The organism is Aminobacter sp. Piv2-1 (assembly GCF_037625995.1).
Taxonomy (GTDB): Bacteria; Pseudomonadota; Alphaproteobacteria; order Rhizobiales; family Rhizobiaceae; genus Aminobacter.
On sequence record NZ_JARKMU010000002.1, the window covers coordinates 416456 to 434027 of the forward strand.

General features: G+C 64.7%; 15 protein-coding genes. 6 read left to right on the forward strand and 9 right to left on the reverse strand.

What is annotated here, in order from left to right; all coding sequences use genetic code 11:
* Positions 1 to 67: 67 nt before the first annotated feature.
* Positions 68 to 763, reverse strand: coding sequence for a 6-phosphogluconolactonase (gene pgl / locus AmiPiv_RS05890; RefSeq protein WP_340036384.1), 696 nt, complete (start codon positions 761 to 763; stop codon positions 68 to 70).
* Positions 764 to 767: 4 nt separating this feature from the next.
* On the reverse strand, positions 768 to 2237 hold the full coding sequence (gene zwf, locus AmiPiv_RS05895; protein ID WP_340036385.1) for a glucose-6-phosphate dehydrogenase: 1470 nt from the start codon (positions 2235 to 2237) through the stop codon (positions 768 to 770).
* A 267-nt stretch (positions 2238 to 2504) separates the two neighbouring features.
* Here zwf and AmiPiv_RS05900 point away from each other — a divergent pair, with 267 nt between their 5' ends.
* Positions 2505 to 3251: an SDR family oxidoreductase gene (locus AmiPiv_RS05900; RefSeq protein ID WP_340036386.1), complete on the forward strand. Its 747-nt coding sequence runs from the start codon at positions 2505 to 2507 to the stop codon at positions 3249 to 3251.
* A gap of 108 nt (positions 3252 to 3359) precedes the next feature.
* The gene (locus AmiPiv_RS05905) at positions 3360 to 4484 is read left to right on the forward strand and encodes a beta-ketoacyl-ACP synthase III (protein ID WP_340036387.1); all 1125 of its coding nucleotides are present in this window, start codon (positions 3360 to 3362) and stop codon (positions 4482 to 4484) included.
* Between the two features lie 143 nt (positions 4485 to 4627).
* Here the strand turns inward: AmiPiv_RS05905 and AmiPiv_RS05910 are convergent, their stop codons facing one another.
* Both AmiPiv_RS05910 and AmiPiv_RS05915 read right to left on the reverse strand, forming a co-directional pair.
* Entirely contained in the window at positions 4628 to 5914 is a 1287-nt protein-coding gene (locus AmiPiv_RS05910) for an NAD(P)/FAD-dependent oxidoreductase (RefSeq protein ID WP_340036389.1), read from the reverse strand.
* 134 nt (positions 5915 to 6048) lie between these two features.
* Positions 6049 to 7482, reverse strand: a complete 1434-nt coding sequence (locus tag AmiPiv_RS05915; RefSeq protein WP_340036390.1) for a glutamine synthetase family protein — start codon at positions 7480 to 7482, stop codon at positions 6049 to 6051.
* Positions 7483 to 7622: 140 nt separating this feature from the next.
* Here AmiPiv_RS05915 and AmiPiv_RS05920 point away from each other — a divergent pair, with 140 nt between their 5' ends.
* Positions 7623 to 8333, forward strand: coding sequence for an HAD family hydrolase (locus AmiPiv_RS05920; protein ID WP_340036391.1), 711 nt, complete (start codon positions 7623 to 7625; stop codon positions 8331 to 8333).
* A 2-nt stretch (positions 8334 to 8335) separates the two neighbouring features.
* Here AmiPiv_RS05920 and AmiPiv_RS05925 read toward each other — a convergent pair whose 3' ends face one another.
* From AmiPiv_RS05925 to aceA, 4 genes are all read right to left on the reverse strand, one after another.
* Positions 8336 to 8791, reverse strand: a complete 456-nt coding sequence (locus AmiPiv_RS05925; RefSeq protein ID WP_340036392.1) for a response regulator — start codon at positions 8789 to 8791, stop codon at positions 8336 to 8338.
* 9 nt (positions 8792 to 8800) lie between these two features.
* A protein-coding gene (locus tag AmiPiv_RS05930) for an IS630 family transposase (RefSeq protein ID WP_340036393.1) occupies positions 8801 to 9749 on the reverse strand; the annotation gives its coding sequence in 2 pieces (ribosomal slippage) (positions 8801 to 9412 and positions 9414 to 9749; 948 coding nt in all).
* Positions 9750 to 10055: 306 nt separating this feature from the next.
* Positions 10056 to 10298: an SMc00767 family acetate metabolism repressor gene (locus AmiPiv_RS05935; protein ID WP_018426579.1), complete on the reverse strand. Its 243-nt coding sequence runs from the start codon at positions 10296 to 10298 to the stop codon at positions 10056 to 10058.
* 98 nt (positions 10299 to 10396) lie between these two features.
* Positions 10397 to 11686: an isocitrate lyase gene (gene aceA, locus AmiPiv_RS05940; protein WP_340036394.1), complete on the reverse strand. Its 1290-nt coding sequence runs from the start codon at positions 11684 to 11686 to the stop codon at positions 10397 to 10399.
* 246 nt (positions 11687 to 11932) lie between these two features.
* Between aceA and AmiPiv_RS05945 the strand changes: the two genes are divergently transcribed.
* Both AmiPiv_RS05945 and AmiPiv_RS05950 read left to right on the forward strand, forming a co-directional pair.
* Positions 11933 to 13372, forward strand: coding sequence for a helix-turn-helix domain-containing protein (locus AmiPiv_RS05945; protein ID WP_340036395.1), 1440 nt, complete (start codon positions 11933 to 11935; stop codon positions 13370 to 13372).
* A 28-nt stretch (positions 13373 to 13400) separates the two neighbouring features.
* Positions 13401 to 14000, forward strand: coding sequence for a hypothetical protein (locus AmiPiv_RS05950; RefSeq protein ID WP_340036396.1), 600 nt, complete (start codon positions 13401 to 13403; stop codon positions 13998 to 14000).
* A 39-nt stretch (positions 14001 to 14039) separates the two neighbouring features.
* Here the strand turns inward: AmiPiv_RS05950 and AmiPiv_RS05955 are convergent, their stop codons facing one another.
* Complete coding sequence (locus AmiPiv_RS05955) at positions 14040 to 16097, reverse strand: putative bifunctional diguanylate cyclase/phosphodiesterase (RefSeq protein WP_340036397.1); 2058 nt, start codon at positions 16095 to 16097, stop codon at positions 14040 to 14042.
* A 285-nt stretch (positions 16098 to 16382) separates the two neighbouring features.
* Between AmiPiv_RS05955 and AmiPiv_RS05960 the strand changes: the two genes are divergently transcribed.
* Complete coding sequence (locus tag AmiPiv_RS05960) at positions 16383 to 17345, forward strand: DMT family transporter (RefSeq protein ID WP_340036398.1); 963 nt, start codon at positions 16383 to 16385, stop codon at positions 17343 to 17345.
* Positions 17346 to 17572: the final 227 nt, after the last annotated feature.

A 17572-nucleotide genomic window follows, 5' to 3' on the forward strand; every position in this document is an offset into this window, starting at 1 on the left:
ATGCTCGATTTCGGCATTCAGGGCGCCGCAGATCCCCTGGGGGATGCGCGGCGCTGCAAGCGCCCGGTCAGGGCGCCCAGTAGATGTCAGCGGCGCGCGGCGACCGGTCGACCACCGTACGGATCGGCAGCGCCTTCTCGGCAGCAAGTGCCGCCTCGATGACGCTGCGTTTTTCAGCGCCTTCGATATGAACGACCACCAGCCCGGCGTTGACCAGCGCCGGCAGCGTCAGCGTCAGCCGTGCCTCGCCGGCATTTTCGGAGTGTACCGGCATTACAAGACGGCTTGATGCCGGGTCGAGCAGGGTGTCCAAGCCTTGCGCATCGGGGAAAAACGAAGCCGTGTGGCCATCGCCGCCCATGCCGAGGATCGCTGCGTCGAGTGGCCAGGGGAGGGAGCGAAGGTTGGCGTCGGCAAGGTCCGCGCCCTGTTCGACCGACGAAGCTTCGTGAAACAGCGGCGCAAACCGTGCGGCGGTCGCCTCGTTCTGCAGCAGGCTGGACTTGGCCAGCGCTGCGTTGGAACGCGGCGAGCTCTCCGGCACGAAACGCTCGTCGACCAGCGTCACCGCGACCTTGTTCCAGTCCAGCTTCTCTTTCGACAGCGCGGCGAAGAAGCGGCCCGGCGTGGTGCCGCCCGACACGGCGAGAAAGGCCGCGCCGCGGCGGGCGATGGCCGCCCTCAGCGTGTCTGCGACCCTGGCGGCAAGGCCTGCCGCCAGCTCGTCGCGTGTCCCGAACTCGTTCCAGCGAGGGGCTGACATGGCGTCAGTTGCTCTCGTGCCAGGTGCGGCCGTCGCGCTCGATCAGCGCGATCGATGCCGACGGGCCCCAGGTGCCGGCCGTGTAGCCCTGCGCTTCCTGGCGGCTCGCCTCCCAGGCGTGCTGGATCGGGTCGATCCACTTCCACGCAGCCTCGACCTCGTCGCGGCGCATGAACAGCGTCTGGTTGCCGCGCACCACGTCCATGATCAGGCGCTCGTAAGCGTCCGGCGCGCGACCGTCGAAGGACTGGGCGAAGCTCATGTCGAGCGGAATCTGGCGCAGGCGCATGCCGCCCGGACCCGGATCCTTGATCATGATGTATTGCTTCACGCCCTCGTCGGGCTGCAGGCGGATGACCAGCTGGTTGTTGAAGATCGGCCCGGCGCTTTCGCCGAAGATCGAGTGCGGGATCGGCTTGAACTCGATGACGATCTCGGAAACCCTCGAGGCGAGCCGCTTGCCGGTGCGCAGGTAGAAGGGCACGCCGGCCCAGCGCCAGTTGGCGATCTCGGCCTTGATGGCGACGAAGGTTTCTGTCGTGCTCTCGGCGCCGAGTTCCTCGATGTAGCCCTTGACCGGGCCGCCGGCGGACGCGCCGGCGCGATACTGGCCGCGAACCGTCTGCTTGGGCGCCTCGTTGCCGTTGACCCGCTTCAGCGCGTTCAGCACCTTGAGCTTTTCGTCGCGCACCGCGTTGGCCTCCATCGAGGCCGGCGCCTCCATGGCAACGAGGCAGAGCAGCTGCAGCATGTGGTTCTGCACCATGTCGCGCAGTGCGCCCGCCTTGTCGTAGTAGGTGACGCGATCCTCGAGGCCGACGGTCTCGGCCACAGTGATCTGCACATGGTCGATGTTGGCCGAGTTCCACAGCGGCTCGTAGAGCGCATTGGCGAAGCGCAGCGCCATCAGGTTCTGCACCGTCTCCTTGCCGAGATAGTGGTCGATGCGGAAGATCTGGTGTTCGCCGAAGTCGTCGCCGATCGTGTCGTTCAGCGCCCTGGCAGATTCCAGGTCACGGCCGATCGGCTTCTCGACGACGATGCGCGAATCCGGCGTGATCAGCTTCTGCTGCTTGAGATTGTCCGAGATGTCGCCGAACAGGATCGGCGAAACTGCGAGATAGAAGACCCGGATGCGCTTGCTGTCGGACAGCGACTTCTTGAGGTCCTCGAAGCCCTCGCCCGACTTGGCATCCACCGTGACGTAGCTCAGGCGATCGAGGAAGGTCTTGAGTTCCTTCTCCTCGATATATTCCGGCTTGACGTGATCGGAGATCGCCTTCCTGGCGAAGGCGCGGAATTCCTTGTCGTCCATCTTGGTGCGCGAGGCGCCGATGATGCGCGTCGGCTCCGAGAACTGGTGGTCGCGCTGCCGGTGATAGAGAGCAGGCAAAAGCTTGCGTTCCGACAAATCGCCGGTGCCCCCGAAAATGATGAAGTCGAAGGGTTCGACGGGGATGATCTGGCTGGTCATAGGCTTTCCGATTTCCTGACGGTCGTCGCGTCGCCGCCTGATATAATCTAATCGATTTAAAAGCGCCAGCCCAAAAGCCGGCGCCACGGTGTCACAGTTTCGTTTCCGCTCGGCGTCGCGCTGCCGAGCATAAGCCCTCGGCACTGCAAAATCCAAAGCCGGAAGCTCTGGCCCGATCCTTTGGACGTAGCTGCGCTGCGGCAGGCATTGCCGCCCGCATCATCGGCGGCTAGACCGGAGGCGAATGAAAGATGGGATCGAAGGACCATGCGTCTCAAGGGCAAGGTTGCAATCATCACCGGCGCTGCGGCCGGTTTCGGCGAGGGCATGGCCAAGCGTTTTGCCGAGGAGGGGGCCCGGATCGTCGTGGCCGACCTCAATACCAAGGAGGCCGAGCGCGTCGCGGCCGAGATCGGTGACGCCGCGATCGCGGTGACGACCGACGTGTCGCTGAAGTCGGAATTCGACGAACTGGTCTATGCCGCCATGAGCGCCTTCGGCCGCATCGACATCATGGTCAACAATGCCGGCTACACCCATCGCAACGGCGACATGCTCGAGGTCGAGGAGGATGTCTTCGACCTCATCACCGCGGTCAACATGAAGGCGATCTACCATGCTGCGCGTGCGGTCGTGCCGATCATGGAACGCCAGGGCGGCGGCGCGATCCTCAACACGGCCTCGACCGCGGGCCTCAGGCCGCGCCCGGGCCTGACCTGGTACAACGCCTCCAAGGGCTGGGCGATCACCGCCACCAAGTCCATGGCTATCGAGCTCGCGCCGAAGAACATTCGCGTCAACTGCCTCTGCCCGGTCGCCGGCGAAACCGGCATGCTGGAGAAGTTCATGGGCAAGGATACGCCCGCAATCCGCGAGAAATTCCGCTCTTCGATCCCCCTCGGCCGGTTCTCGACGCCGCTCGACATCGCCAACGCCGCCCTTTACCTCGTTTCGGACGAGGCATCGCTGGTCACCGGCGTGGCGCTGGAAGTCGACGGCGGCCGCTGCATCTGAGGCGAAGTTCCGCACCGTAACCGCCGAATCGAGCCGAATGGCGGCCTCCGCGCTTGACCGCGGAGGCGCAAACCCTATTCCAATGGCGCAAAACCGATAGGGAACGCCATGCACAGGGTTGCGATCAGCGGTACCGGCATCTTCACGCCGCAGGAGATCATCACCAACGCCGAATTGGTGGCCTCCTACAACGAGTATGCCCACCGCCAGAACAGTCTGCACGCCGACGCCATCGAGGCCGGCGAGCGCGAGCCGATGGCGATGTCGTCGGAGGAGTTCATCGTCAAGGCGTCGGGAATCGAGCGCCGCCACGTCATTTCCAAGTTCGGCATCCTCGATCCGGGCATCATGCACCCGGTGCTGCCCGCGCGCACCGAGGACGAGCTGTCGCTGATGGCCGAAATCTCGGTCAAGGCGGCCGACGAGGCGATGAAGAAGGCCGGCCTCACCGCCCAAGACATCGACGCCGTCATCTGCGCTGCCTCCAACCATGAGCGTGCCTATCCGGCCATCGCCATCGAGGTGCAGCAGGCGCTCGGCATCAAGGGCTTCGCCTTCGACATGAACGTCGCCTGCTCGTCGGCGACCTTCGGCATCCAGCTGGCATCAGACATGATCCGCACCGGCTCGGCCCGGGCGATCCTCATGGTCAATCCGGAGATCACGTCGGGCCACCAGGAGTGGCGCGACCGCGATTGCCATTTCATCTTCGGCGATGTCTGTACCGCCGTCGTCCTCCAGCGCGCCGACGAGGTGAAGTCGGACAATGCCTACGAGGTGCTGGCGACGCGCTGCCTGACCGAGTTCTCCAACAACATCCGCAACAACAACGGCTTCCTGCGCCGCACCCGCGAGGGCCAAATGGCCGACCGCCGCGACATGCAGTTCCATCAGGAGGGCCGCAAGGTCTTCAAGCAGGTGGTGCCGATGGTGGCCGAGCTGATGCTTGCCCATCTCGCCGAGCAGGGCATCGAGCCGCAAAACCTGTCGCGGCTCTGGCTGCACCAGGCCAACAAGGGTATGAACGACCTGATCGGTTCTAGGGTGCTCGGCCGCGAGCCGACCCGCGCCGAGCAGCCCAACGTTTTGCAGGACTACGCCAACACCTCGTCGGCCGGCTCGATCATCGCGTTTTCCAAGTTCTCCGAGGACCTGCCTGCGGGCAGCCTCGGCGTCATCTGCTCCTTCGGAGCCGGCTATTCCGCCGGCAGCGTCATCGTCAGGAAGTTGTAGCCCCGCCCAGCCTGTCGACGACACGGGCGGCATCGGCCGCGTCGACATCCTATCGGGGGATTGGATTGGCACCCGTACGCATCCAGTCGCCGCCGGTAAGGTCTGAGGCGAAGGCCGCGTCGTAGCCTTCGCCGTGACCCGGCCTAGATGCGATCCCTTAGCGCAAACCAGTTGAGCGCCAGGAACAGGAGCGGCGCGCGCAAGCGGCGTCCGCCGGGGAACGGCGGGATCTTCAGGTCCTCGATCAGCTTCAGCCGGTCGCGGTTGCCCGACACGGTCTCCGCATAGAGCTTGCCGAAGAAGTTGGACAGCATCACCCCGTGGCCGGAATAGCCTCCGACGGAGATGACGTTCGGCATCACCTCGCGCACGAAGGGCTTGCGCGGCACCGTGATGCCGACATAGCCGCCCCAGCCATGGGTGATCTCGACGTCCTTCAGCTCCGGGTAGATATCGGCGATCTGCTTGCGGATGTGGATATGGATGTCCTTGGGATCGTTGACCGCGTAGATCTCGCGGCCGCCGAACAGCAGGCGGCCGTCCTTCGACTTGCGGAAATAGCGCACCACGAAGCGGGAATCGTCGACCGACTCGCCGCCGGGGATGACCTTGCTGTCGGCGCCCAGCGGCACGGTCGCGCCGATGAACGAGCCGATCGGCATGATGTGCGAGGCGCTGATCGGCTCCAGCTTGCCGCCATATGCGTTGGTCGCGATCAGGCACTTCTGGGCGGTGATCGTGCCGCGCGGCGTGGTCACCCGGACCTTGCCGCCTTGCGAGGTGATGCCGGTGGCGGGCGTCATCTCGAAGATCCGTGCGCCTGAGGCCGCCGCCACCCGCGCTGTTCCGATCACCAGCTTGAGCGGATGGATGTGGCCGGTGCCGCTGTCGCGCGTGCCGCCGTAGTAATGCGTCGAGCCCAGCCGTTCGGCCGTTTCCTTGGCGTCCATGAACTTGACGTGCGGATAATCGAACCGGCTCGCCATGATCTCGGCGTGCGCCTTGTAGTCGTCGACATAGCGCGGCTTGTGCGCCACCGACATCTGGCCCGGCATGTAGTCGATGTCGATGCCGTTGGCGGCCGAGAAGTCGAGCAGATGCGCCTTGGCTTCCTCGGCGAGGTCGAACAGCGCCTTCGCCCGGGTGAAGCCGTATTCGCTTTCGAGTTCCTCGGCCCAGGCGCGCTGGCCGGTGCCCATCTGGCCGCCGTTGCGGCCCGAGGCGCCGTCGCCGAAGCGATGCGCCTCGATCAGCACGACATTGGTGCCGGCCTTGGCGAGATGCACGGCCGCCGAAAGTCCGGTGAAGCCGCCGCCGACGATGACGACGTCGGCCTGCCGGTCGCCGTCGAGCGCCGGATATTCGGGCCGCGGACCGGCGGTGTCTTCATACCAGGAGAAGCCGGGGGAAATAGGGGATTGGTAGGGCATGATGCGGAGAGGGCTCCGGGATTGCAGGGAGCGAGTAGCGAGTAGTGAGTAGTGAATAGGGAGCAGTGAGTAGTGGGTGAAAAAGGCAAACCCCTTTCTCTATTCACTAATCACTATTCCCTACTCACTCACTCTCACACATTGAGAAGCAAATACTCCCGCTCCCACGGGCTGATCACTTCCATGAAGGTCTCGAACTCGGCGCGCTTGATCGCCGCGAAGGTCGAGGCGAAGGAGTTGCCGAGCATCGCCGCAAGCTCGTCGTCGCTCTCGAACAGGTCGACGGCCTCGAGCAGGCCGCGCGGCAGGTCGATCTCGTCCTCGTTGGCGGTGGTCAGCACCGGCGGTTCGCAGGGCAGCTTGTTGTTCATGCCGATCAGGCCGCAGGCGAGCGAGGCGGCGAGCGCCAGATAGGGATTGGCGTCCGACGACGGGATGCGGTTTTCGACGCGCCGCGCCGCCGGGTCCGAGCGCGGCACGCGGAAGGCGGTGGTGCGGTTGTCGTAGCCCCACTTGTTGTTGACCGGGGCGGAGGCCGCCTGCGTCAGCCGGCGGTAGGAATTGACGTAGGGCGCCAGCATCACCAGTGCGTTCGGCACATGCTTCTGCATGCCGCCGATGAAATGGGTGAAGGCCTCGGTCTCCGAACCGTCCTCGTTGGTGAAGATGTTCCTGCCGGTCTTCTTGTCGATGATCGACTGGTGGATGTGCATCGCCGAGCCCGGCTGGCCCTGGATGGGCTTGGCCATGAAGGTGGCGTAGGTGTCGTGCTTCAGCGCCGCCTCGCGGATCGTGCGCTTGAACATGAACACCTGGTCGGCGAGCTCGATCGGGTCGCCATGGCGCAGGTTGATCTCGAGCTGGCCGGCACCCTCTTCGTGGATCAGCGTGTCGATCTCCAGGCCCTGCGCCTCGGAGAAGTGGTAGATGTCGTCGATCAGTTCGTCGAACTCGTTGACGCCGGCGATCGAATAGCCGGCGCCGCCGCCGATGGGGCGGCCCGAGCGGCCGACCGGCGGGGTCAGCGGATAGTCGGGGTCGGGATTCTTGCGGACGAGATAGAACTCGATCTCGGGCGCGACGACCGGCTTGAGGCCGAGCTTGTCATAGGCGGCCATCACGCGTTTCAGCACGTTACGCGGGGTGAACTCGACGTTGCGTCCGTCCTGATGCACGAGGTCGCAGATCACCTGCGCGGTCGGGTCGTCCTCCCACGGTACCACCGACAGCGTCGACAGATCTGGCACCAGCTTCAGGTCGCCATCGTCCTCGGGATATTGGAATCCGTTGCCGTTCTCCGGATAGTCGCCCGAAATCGTCATCATGAACGGTGCGGACGGCAGCGCAAGCGAGGTGTTGGAGGTGAACTTGCTCGACGGCATCATCTTGCCGCGGGCGACGCCGGCCTGGTCGGGCGTGATGCATTCTATGTCTTCGATGCCGCGCCACTCGAGCCACTCGGAAGCTTCCTTCCAGTTCTTCACGCCTCGCTTGTTCTTCACGAATGCGGGCGTGCGGGCTCGTCCCCCCCGGTTGGACGGACGGACTTCCTTCTTTGCAGGCGGCATCAATCACCAGATTGTCGTTGCAGATGGCGGAGTATAGCCGGGGCCCGTGAAATAAGAAAAGGGGGGCAAATGACCGATTCCGCGATGAGTTTGCCCACCATCTGCTGGTTTTGGGTCGGATATCGGCCTAGATAGCCGCCATGATTTCAGCTTCCCCAACCCTCACCACCATCGGTTTCGACGCCGACGATACCCTGTGGCAGAACGAGCAGTTCTTCCGCATGACCGAAAGGCACTTCGCCGAACTCCTGGCCGAACATGGCGAGGCCGACCATCTCATGGCGCGGCTGCTCGAAGCCGAAAAGCGCAATCTCGGCACCTATGGTTTCGGCATCAAGGGCTTCACCCTGTCGATGATCGAGACCGCCATCGACGTCACCGAGGGCCGTGTGCCGGCCGAGGTCATAGGCAAGATCCTGGCCGCTGGCCGCGAGATGCTGAGCCACCCGATCGAGACGTTGCCGCACGTCCACGAAACGCTTGCCGGGCTGGCCGGGCGCTACCGCCTGGTGCTCATCACCAAGGGCGACCTGTTCGACCAGGAGCGCAAGCTGGCACAATCGGGCCTCGGCGATTTCTTCGACGCCGTCGAGATCGTCAGCGACAAGTCGCGGCCGACCTACGAGCGCATCTTCGCGCGCCACGGCGAGGGCGCGGACCGGGCGATGATGATCGGCAACTCGCTGAAGTCGGACGTCGTCCCGGCCATCGAGGCCGGCAGCTGGGGCGTCTACGTGCCGCACGACCTGACCTGGGTCTACGAACATGTCGACGAGCCGGCGGGCGCGGAGCGTTTCCGCAAGCTGCGGCATCTCGGCGAACTCGAGGATCTGCTTCGAAGCCTGGGCTGACTTCAGACGCGGCCGAGAAGCCTTTCGACCACAGGCTGCAACCGCTCGGGCGTGATCGGCTTGGCGACGACGATGTCGACGGCAGTTGAAAGCGACAGGCTTTCCGGCGTACCGGCCTTGGTCGAGAGCAGAATGACCGCCGGCAGGTTGGTGCCGGATGCCAGGCGCAGCGACACGATCGACGGCAGCAGCGCATCGCAGTCCCTGTTGTCGCTGCCCCCGTCGAGGATGATCGTGCCGGGCGCCAGGCTGCGCAGCGCGAGCGCCGCCGTGTCTGGCCCTTCCGTCACCGGCCTTAGGCCCGACCGTTCGACGATCTTTGCGACGACGACGCGATTGATCTGCGATCGGCCGACGACGAGCACCTGGTTGAGGTCGGCCGTCGCCGATCCTTGCGTCGCGGGGCTGCGCGAATTCGCATCCGGGTGCGGTCCCGGACCGATGTCTCTTCTTTTCATTAGAGCATTTCACGCTTTGACGGAAGCGTATCCGGCGTTTGCGAAGTAGTTCTCGCATTCGCCGGGTTCGATGGTCGCAACGAGGTGGCCGATGTGTCGCCACGTGTCTTCGACGGTGCGCTTCTGGGCTTGACGCATCCAGTGTTTGATCTTGGCGAAGGCCTGCTCGATCGGGTTGAGGTCGGGTGAATAGGGCGGCAGGTACCAAAGCCTGGCGCCAGCGGCCTTGATCATCTGCCTGATGGCGACCGACTTGTGACTTCCCAGATTGTCCATGATGACGATATCGCCGGGTTTCAGCACGCCCACGAGTTGCTGCTCGACATAGGCGCGGAAGCACTGGCCGTTGATTGGTCCGTCAAAGACGCAAGGTGCCGCAAGCCGGTCCCAACGCAATGCCCCCAGGAAGGTCAGGGTTCGCCAGTGGCCGTGCGGGGCCAAGCCGCGCAGGCGCTTGCCCCTTGGCCCCCAGCCACGAAGCGGGGCCATATTGGTCTTGATCCAGGTCTCATCGATGAAGACCAGGCACCGCGGATCCAGGCGGCCCTGCCAGGACCGCCATCGCCGACGCCTGCGAGCAATATCGGCTCGGCCCTGCTCAAGCGCGAACAGTGTTTTTTTTGAAGCTCAGGCCCTCGCGCCGCAAGAACATCCAGACCGCATTGTGCGAGACCATCACCCCGCGTGCGGCCAACTCGTCCTTCAGCCGATGCAGCGTCAGCTCAGAGGTCTGGTTGATCCGCTCCACGATGAAGGCCCGATGCGGCTCCAAAATCCGCTTGCGGTGTCCGCCCATCTTGCCCGGCGCAACCGACCCGGTGGCACGGTAACGCTGCGACCACTTCACAACAGAGGAAACGGCAACGCCGAAGCGCGACGCCACCGCACGGCAGTTCTCGCCCGCGCAGACCGCCTCGACAACACGCTCACGAAGATCGTTCGAAAGGGCTCGCGTCATCAGATGCTGGCCTCCATCCAGCCAGCATCTTGAATCACAAACGACAATCTTTGGGAATCCTACGATTCTCTCAAAAATTGAAACGCTCTAGCGCGACCGACAGCTTGGGGGGGCGTTGATTCAATGGCTGGTTGCGTCCGCCGAGTAACGCCCGGATGTATGAGAAGTGTCAAGTGCCTCGCGCACTACGATATGAGACTTTAGTTCTATAACCGCGGGTTGAAGCCGCTCTTCCCATTGGTCCAAATGCAAAAATCCCGTCCACGGCGAACCGCGGACGGGATCCTTGGGGGCATGCTTGGTGGGTCAGCCGTGCGGCTGCTGGGTGACGATGACGGGGATCAGCAGATCACCCCAGTTGCCGTTACCCCCATGGTGACGGGCCGAGCGGACCAGTTCCACCGACACGCCTGCCTCGACCGCCTTCATGACCGACTGGTTCAGTCGGTGCAGGTCGTTGGCGACGATGCGGATCACGGCCTGCTGGTCGGCGCTCATGGTGGTCGCCTGTTCTTCGGCTCGTTCCTTGACACGGGTGCGCGGTGCCATTGCGGTTCTCCTCGGAGTGTTGCCTTTTGCCCCTCGGGGCATTCTTTGCTGGCTTCCGGAGGCTACTGCGCCTCCGGCATTGTCGCTAGGGCCTCGGCCTATTCGGCGGCCGGGCGGAACTGTTCGGTTTCGGTCGACTCGTGCATCGCGGTCGTCGACGACTTACCGCCGGTGATCGCCATGGACACGGCGTCGAAGTAGCCGGTGCCGACCTCGCGCTGGTGCTTGGTCGCGGTGTAGCCGTTGGCTTCCGCCGCGAATTCAGCTTCCTGCAGCTCCGAATAGGCCGCCATCTGGCGATCCTTGTAGCCGCGGGCCAGCTCGAACATGCCGAAGTTCAGCTGGTGGAAGCCGGCCAGCGTGATGAACTGGAACTTGTAGCCCATCGCGCCCAGCTCGCGCTGGAACTTGGCGATCGTGGCATCGTCGAGATTCTTCTTCCAGTTGAACGACGGCGAGCAGTTGTAGGCGAGCTTCTTGCCCGGGTGTGCCTTCTGCACGGCTTCCGCGAACTTCCTGGCCTGCGCGAGGTCCGGCTTGCCGGTCTCCATCCAGATCAGGTCGCAGTGCGGCGCATAGGCGATGGCGCGGGCGATGCACGGCTCGATGCCGTTCTTCACCTGGTAGAAGCCCTCGACCGTGCGGCCGGCATCATAGTCCACGAACGGCTTGTCGCGCTCGTCGATGTCGGAGGTGAGCAGCTTCGCGGCTTCCGCGTCGGTACGGGCGACGATCAGCGTTGGCACGCCCATCACGTCGGCGGCGAGGCGCGCGGCGTTGAGGTTGCGGATGTGTGCCGCGGTCGGGATCAGGACCTTGCCGCCGAGATGGCCGCACTTCTTTTCCGAAGCCAGCTGGTCCTCGAAGTGGACGCCGGCAGCACCTGCCTCGATGAAGGCCTTCATGATCTCGAAGGCGTTCAGCGGGCCGCCGAAGCCGGCCTCGGCGTCGGCCACGATCGGCGCGAACCAGGTGTCGACCGACAGGCCCTTGCCTTCCGAGGTCTCGATCTGGTCGGCGCGCTGCAGCGTGCGGTTGATGCGCTTGGCGAGCTCGGGCGCGGCGTTTGCTGGGTAGAGCGACTGGTCCGGATACATTGCCGAGGCGGTGTTGGCGTCGGCCGCGACCTGCCAGCCGGAGAGGTAGATCGCCTTCAGCCCGGCGCGGACCATCTGCATGGCCTGGTTGCCCGACAGCGCGCCGAGCGCGTTGACGAAATCTTCCTCGTGGATCAGCTTCCACAGGCGGTTGGCGCCCATTTCGGCGAGGCTGTGCTTGATCTGGACGGAGCCGCGCAGCCGCTTCACGTCCTCCGGCGAGTAGGGGCGCTCGATGCCGTCGAAGCGACCCTCGGGGGCCGAGGGGACGAGGTTGTAAAAATCGGTCATTGTCGACTCCGTCTGGTAAAACTGGGTTCCTCTAGAACCGCCGCCTCATGGGAGCTTGTTGGCGGTTTCTATGTGACTTGTTTTACATTGCGGCGCCAAAGCAGCCAGAAAAATCAACAAAATGCAGCTCGCTTAAGGGAAAACCTGTGTTGCGTTTGACAATGCGGCGCTGTAAAATTGTAAATAATGTAAATGCATGGGTAGGGCAAAGCCCCTACTTTCGTTGTAAAATTGGTGTAAAAGCCGATGGCCGAGCAAAAAATCTTCGCCGGACCGCGCATCCGGCGCATCCGCAATCAGAAGGGGCTCACCCAGACGGCGATGGCCGAGGGCCTTGGCATCTCGCCCTCCTATCTCAACCTCATCGAGCGCAACCAGCGGCCGCTCACGGTGCAGCTCATCCTCAAGCTGGCCTCGGTCTACAAGGTCGATCCCGACGAGTTGCAGGGCGAGGCGAAAGGCTCGATCGCGGCCCTGCGCGAGGTCTTCGCCGATCCGTTGCTGGCCGGCGAGCTGCCGGGCGACCAGGAACTCATCGAGATCGCAGAGGCCGCGCCGAACGCGGCGGCGGCGGTGATCAAGCTGTTCCGCGCCTATCGCGAACAGGCCGAGCGGCTGACCGACCTCACCGAGCTGCTGGCACGCGAAGGCCATACGACGGCGCTGTCCGGCGCGCGCCTGCCGATCGACGAGGTGCACGAGGTGTTCGAGCGCCGGCCGAACCACTTCGCTGCGCTGGAAGGCGAGGCCGAGGCCTTCACCTCGCTGCTCGATCCCGGCGACGACCTGTTGGGGGCGCTGAAGGCATGGCTCAAGCGCGAGCACGGCATCGTCGTCAAGGTGCTGCCGGTAGCCACCATGCCCAACTGGCGCCGCCGCTACGACCGCCACTCGCAGCGCCTGTTCCTCTCCGAGCGCCTGTCGCCCTTCGACCAACTGCGCGAGGTGGCGATGGAGGCGAGCCTGATCCGGATGCAGGTGGCGGTCGCAGCCGAGATGCAGGCGCTCAAGCTGTCTTCGGACGAAGCCAAGCGACTGGCCCGCTTCGAGCTCGGCCGCTATGCCGCGCATGCTCTGATGATGCCCTATCAGGCGTTCCACTCGGCGGCGCAACGCGCCCGCTACGACGTCGACGTACTGCGCTCGCGTTTCGGCGTGTCGTTCGAGCAGGCGGCCAACCGGCTGACCATGCTGCAGCGGACCGGCGCCTCGGCCGTGCCCTTCTTCATGCTCGAGGTCGACAATGCCGGCAACCGCTTCCGCAAGGCGGGCGCGCAGGGCTTTCCGCAGAGCCGCTTCGGCGGCGGCTGCCCGAAGCTGCCGGTGCATGCCGCCTTCACCCAGCCCGGCCAGATCTTCGTCGAGGCTGTGGAGATGCCCGACGGCGCCGAATTCCTCTGCGTCGCCCGCACCCTCGAGGGTCCTCAGGGCGCTTTCAGCGAACGACCACGCCGCACCGCAATCCTGCTCGGCTGCGACATCGCCTTCCGCGACGAGATCGTCTATGGCGCGGCGCTGCCGGCCGCACTCGGCGGCAAGCCGGGCGCGGTCGCGGCGACGCCGGTTGGCCCCGCCTGCCGGCTGTGCGAGCGCTCGGGCTGCCTGTCGCGCGCCGAACCGCCGGTCACCCGGCCGCTCGGTCTCGACGAGATGGTGACGGGCCTTTCGGCCTTCGATTTCCAGTGACGGACGAGTTGCGGAGATTCCGACGCGAATGAGCCCAGTTCAGAAGAAGAGAACATGGCTTTGGGTTCTCGCTGGTCTTTTTGTTTGCGGCCTCTTTGCATTCATGGCGTTCGGCATGGTGGCGATTGCAGGCCAGCCAATTTGGAACCCGCTCGTCAAAATGCAGGCTGACCAAATGGCAAAGGCAGTTCCGGAAAAACTAGGCCCTGTGCAGGCGGAGTTGATTGGTACTATCCCGGGGCCAATCGGCGCTTTGCTGGAGGCTCTGTTGTTGATCCGAGTCGAAAGCTGCGGAGGAGGGGTATTCAGGATCAGCAGCGTGGTCGCCCAGCAGATCGAGCGTGAAGGCCTTTCGTTCTTTGCCGGGGTGGAGCAAGGGCGGGCCGGTGAAAGTGGTCCCGGCAACGGAGTTCGCTATCAGCCTTGGCAGCAGACGCCGATCCCGGAAAGCTGGAACGTTGAAGGCGTCTATGCCAGAGGGTTTCAATGCATGAATCCGACCCAGGACATGTATGACCTGCTGAGAGGCGCGACCTCAGTTCCAGGCAGCTACTTTAGCTCCGCAGGCAGCGCAGAAATTCTCGTTGTTCCCAAGTCGCAGATGGTAGTCGTCACCTTCAGCGATTGAACCGTGACGGGCCTTTCAGCCTTCGATTTCCAATAGCAATCAAGCGATCAGGCGGGCGATTGCCGCCTGCGCTTCCTTGTCGATGCCGGTCTTGGCGATGGCCCGGGCGGCGGTGGAATCGAGCGGCCTGCCATAGAGGAAGCCCTGTGCCTCGTCGCAGCGGCGGTCCTTCAGGAACGCGGCCTGGAAATCCGTCTCCACGCCTTCCGCCAGCACCGGGATCGACAGCTTGTGGCCGAGCTCGATCACCGTCTCGATGACGCTGGTCGCCTGGGCCTGCCGGCCGAGTGCCTTGAGGAAGGTGCGGTCGACCTTGATCTTGTCGAACGGGAAGGAGAACAGCGTCGACAGCGACGAGTAGCCGGTGCCGAAGTCGTCCATGGCGACGCGCACGCCCATCGTCTTGATCTGGCGCAGGATCAGCAGCGCCTGGCCGGGGTTCTCGATCAGCGCCGTCTCGGTAACCTCGATTTCGAGTCTCGAGGGGGCGAGGCCCGTCTCGTCGAGGATCTCCTTCAGCCGGTCACCGAAATTGGGGCGCGTCAGCTGCACCGGCGAGACGTTGACGGCCACGCCCAGCGGCTCCGGCCACTGCGTCGCCTCGCGGCACGCCTCCCGCAAGACCCAGTCGCCGATGCCGACGATGATGCCGGTCTGCTCCGCCACCGGAATGAAGTCCGACGGCGAGACCTCGCCAAGCTGCGGGCTGTCCCAGCGCAGCAGCGCCTCGAAGCCGAGGAGGTCGCGCTTCTTCATCGAGATCTGTGGCTGGAACACCAGGCGCAGAGCACCGTCGGCCACGGCACTGCGCAGGCCGATGGCGATCAGGCCGCGCCGCCTGCCGTCTTCATCGGCGTCGGCGTCATACCAGCACCAGGCGCCGCTCTGGCTCTTCTTCGAGCGGTACATGGCGAGGTCGGCGCGCATGGTGAGCTCGTCGATGCTGACGCCGTCCTTGGGATACACGGCGATGCCGATGCTGGCGCTCGCCTGGAAGGTGGCGTTGCCGAGTTCGTTCGGGCGCGAGAAGGCGTCTGCCATGCGGGCGGCGAACTCCTCGATCTCGTTTTCCCGCGTGAATGGCTTTACGGCGAGGAACTCGTCGCCGCCGATGCGTGCGAAGAATTCATCGCGGGCCAGTGCGGCGCGAACGCGTCCCGTTGTCTGCGTCAGTACCGCGTCGCCGGCCGCGTGGCCGTAGACGTCGTTGATTTCCTTGAACCGGTTGAGATCGACGGCGATGATGGCGAGCGACATGCCTGCCGCGTCCTTGAGCCGGCGCGGCAGTTCGTCCCGCACGGCGGCTCGGTTCGGCAGCCCGGTCAGCGGGTCGTGCAGCGCCAGATGGCGGTAGTGCTCCACGGCTTCCTTCTCGCCCTGTTCCTCGGCCATGTGGGTGGCCAGGCCCAGGAGCATGACAAGCACCGTCATGGCCATGACCAGGGTCACCATCACGGGTACGGAGAGAATCTGCGTCGGCACCGCCACCCGCGGGTCCGGCGTGATCTGCACCGCGCCCATCGCGGTGAAATGCATGAAGCCGATGCCGAGTATCAGCGCGACAATGCCGAGCACCACTCCGCGGCGCCCCTTGCCGTCGGCGACGCGGTTGGTGGCCAGCATGCCAAATGCCGCACCGCCGACGATGGCGGTAATGACGAAGGCAGGATCGTAGTCGATGCGGCCGGCAACGACGAAGCCGGCCATGCCGAGGAAATGCATCACGGCAATGCCGCAGCCCAGGACGAAGCCGCCGAACTCCACCATCGGTCCGGTTTGCCGCCTTGCGGCAAGGAACAGGCCCGAGATCGAAGTGGCGATGGCGACGGCGAGCGACACCAGCGTGTAGATTGGCTCGAAACCGTGGCCGACCTTGGGCATGAAGCCGAGCATCGCCAGGAAATGCGTCGTCCAGATCGTCATGCCGCCGGCGAGGCCGGCCATCAGGATGAGCACGGCATGCTTGGCCCGCACGGCCCGGCGCCCGCGCGCAAACAGCCGGATGGTAACGATGGAACCGATGGTGCACATGAAGAGTGCCGCGGCCACGAAGCGGTAGTCATGCGCGTAGACGATGCAATTGATGACGGTCAGCATGCGAGATTCCCGAGACTGCCCGCAGTGCTTAGACGCGAATTCTTGCCGATCTGTTGCCGGCCGGCCGGGCATGGGCGAATCGGGTGCAGTCGGGGACGGGGCAAGACAGTTCGACGACCCTGCATGAGCGTCCGAAAGCGCAGCCCGGCCGTCATGATCACGGGGCTACTTTCGAGTGTCCTAATGAGCTGGAAGCACTGGACCTCGCGAAATCGAACGTGCCTGACTAATGGGTGACGATGCGCGGTCGAACCGCGGAGGCCTCGAACTACGGCGACACCTCAAATGGGCGAACAGGCGTCAGCATCTGGATTGGGACCGGCCGGCGGCGCCGTCGCCACCGGCCGCGAGCAGCGCGTCGGCATGCTTCTGGTGTTCCTCTCGGCGCTGATGTGGAGTCTTGGGGGCGCCATCGCCCGCTTCATCGATGCGCCGGACAGTTGGACGGTGGTGTTCTGGCGCTCGTTCTGGGCGGCGGCATTCCTGCTGGCCTTCATGGCCTGGCGCGACGGCGGACGTGGCACGCTCAGGCTGTTCCGCGACATGGGGCTGCCGGGCCTGCTCGTTGCCTCCTGCTTTGGCATCGCCTCGACCTGTTTCGTCGTGGCACTCGCCTATACGACGGTCGCCAACATCGTGCTGATGCAGGCCGGCGTGCCGCTGCTCGCGGCGCTGTTCGCCTGGGTGCTGTTCGGCGAGCGCGTGTCGGCGGCCACCTGGGTCGCGATCGCGGCGGTCATCGGCGGCGTGGCCATCATGGTCTCGGAATCGCTCGGCGGCGCCGTGTCGCCGGTCGGCGACGGGTTGGCCCTGCTGATCGCGGTGGCCTTTTCCATCGCCACCGTCATCACCCGCCGTTTCGCCCATGTCCGAATGACGCCGGCCACCTGCCTCGGCACCATCTTCGCGGCCAGCTTCGCCGCTTCGCAGGCATCGACGCTCGCCGTGTCGCCGCGCGACATGGGCTTTCTGTTCACCTTCGGCGCTGCCAATCTTGGCCTGGGGCTTGCCCTTTTCGCCACCGGTGCGCGTCTGGTGCCCGCGGCCATCGTGGCGCTGCTCGGAACCTTCGAGACGCTGCTGAGCCCGATCTGGGTCTGGCTCATCCATGCCGAGGTGCCGTCGTCGCGCACCATCGCCGGCGGTGCCGTCATCTTCGCGGCGCTGATCGTCCATCTCGCGCTCGAATTCAAGCGCCAGGCCAGCGCGCAGAAACCCGGCGTCACGGGCGTGCCGACCCCCAATTGAGCGGCCGGTTGTTGGGCATTGACAATACACCTGTCGGGCGGGCAGGCTGCGGCCGAGGGTAACAACAAGACAGGCGTATCTTGCCAGGTCTCACTGCCGGGGCTTCGGTGTCCGGAGACGTAAATCGCCGGTATGTTAGCGCGACGCCGCCTATCGGCGGGGGCGCCACCCTCATCACCCGAATCTGCCCAGGGAGCAGGGCGCAGCCGCAAGGTCGCGCCCAAGGA

Excerpts from the sequence above, each read along its gene's own strand:
- AmiPiv_RS05920 (WP_340036391.1), top strand. The coding sequence starts at position 7,623 with ATGATTTCAGCTTCCCCAACCCTCACCACCATCGGTTTCGACGCCGAC.
- pgl (WP_340036384.1), bottom strand. The coding sequence starts at position 763 with ATGTCAGCCCCTCGCTGGAACGAGTTCGGGACACGCGACGAGCTGGCG.
- zwf (WP_340036385.1), bottom strand. The coding sequence starts at position 2,237 with ATGACCAGCCAGATCATCCCCGTCGAACCCTTCGACTTCATCATTTTC.
- AmiPiv_RS05910 (WP_340036389.1), bottom strand. The coding sequence starts at position 5,914 with ATGCCCTACCAATCCCCTATTTCCCCCGGCTTCTCCTGGTATGAAGAC.
- AmiPiv_RS05945 (WP_340036395.1), top strand. The coding sequence starts at position 11,933 with ATGGCCGAGCAAAAAATCTTCGCCGGACCGCGCATCCGGCGCATCCGC.
- AmiPiv_RS05950 (WP_340036396.1), top strand. The coding sequence starts at position 13,401 with ATGAGCCCAGTTCAGAAGAAGAGAACATGGCTTTGGGTTCTCGCTGGT.
- AmiPiv_RS05955 (WP_340036397.1), bottom strand. The coding sequence starts at position 16,097 with ATGCTGACCGTCATCAATTGCATCGTCTACGCGCATGACTACCGCTTC.
- AmiPiv_RS05935 (WP_018426579.1), bottom strand. The coding sequence starts at position 10,298 with ATGGCACCGCGCACCCGTGTCAAGGAACGAGCCGAAGAACAGGCGACC.
- AmiPiv_RS05925 (WP_340036392.1), bottom strand. The coding sequence starts at position 8,791 with ATGAAAAGAAGAGACATCGGTCCGGGACCGCACCCGGATGCGAATTCG.
- AmiPiv_RS05905 (WP_340036387.1), top strand. The coding sequence starts at position 3,360 with ATGCACAGGGTTGCGATCAGCGGTACCGGCATCTTCACGCCGCAGGAG.
- AmiPiv_RS05900 (WP_340036386.1), top strand. The coding sequence starts at position 2,505 with ATGCGTCTCAAGGGCAAGGTTGCAATCATCACCGGCGCTGCGGCCGGT.
- AmiPiv_RS05960 (WP_340036398.1), top strand. The coding sequence starts at position 16,383 with ATGGGCGAACAGGCGTCAGCATCTGGATTGGGACCGGCCGGCGGCGCC.
- AmiPiv_RS05915 (WP_340036390.1), bottom strand. The coding sequence starts at position 7,482 with ATGCCGCCTGCAAAGAAGGAAGTCCGTCCGTCCAACCGGGGGGGACGA.
- aceA (WP_340036394.1), bottom strand. The coding sequence starts at position 11,686 with ATGACCGATTTTTACAACCTCGTCCCCTCGGCCCCCGAGGGTCGCTTC.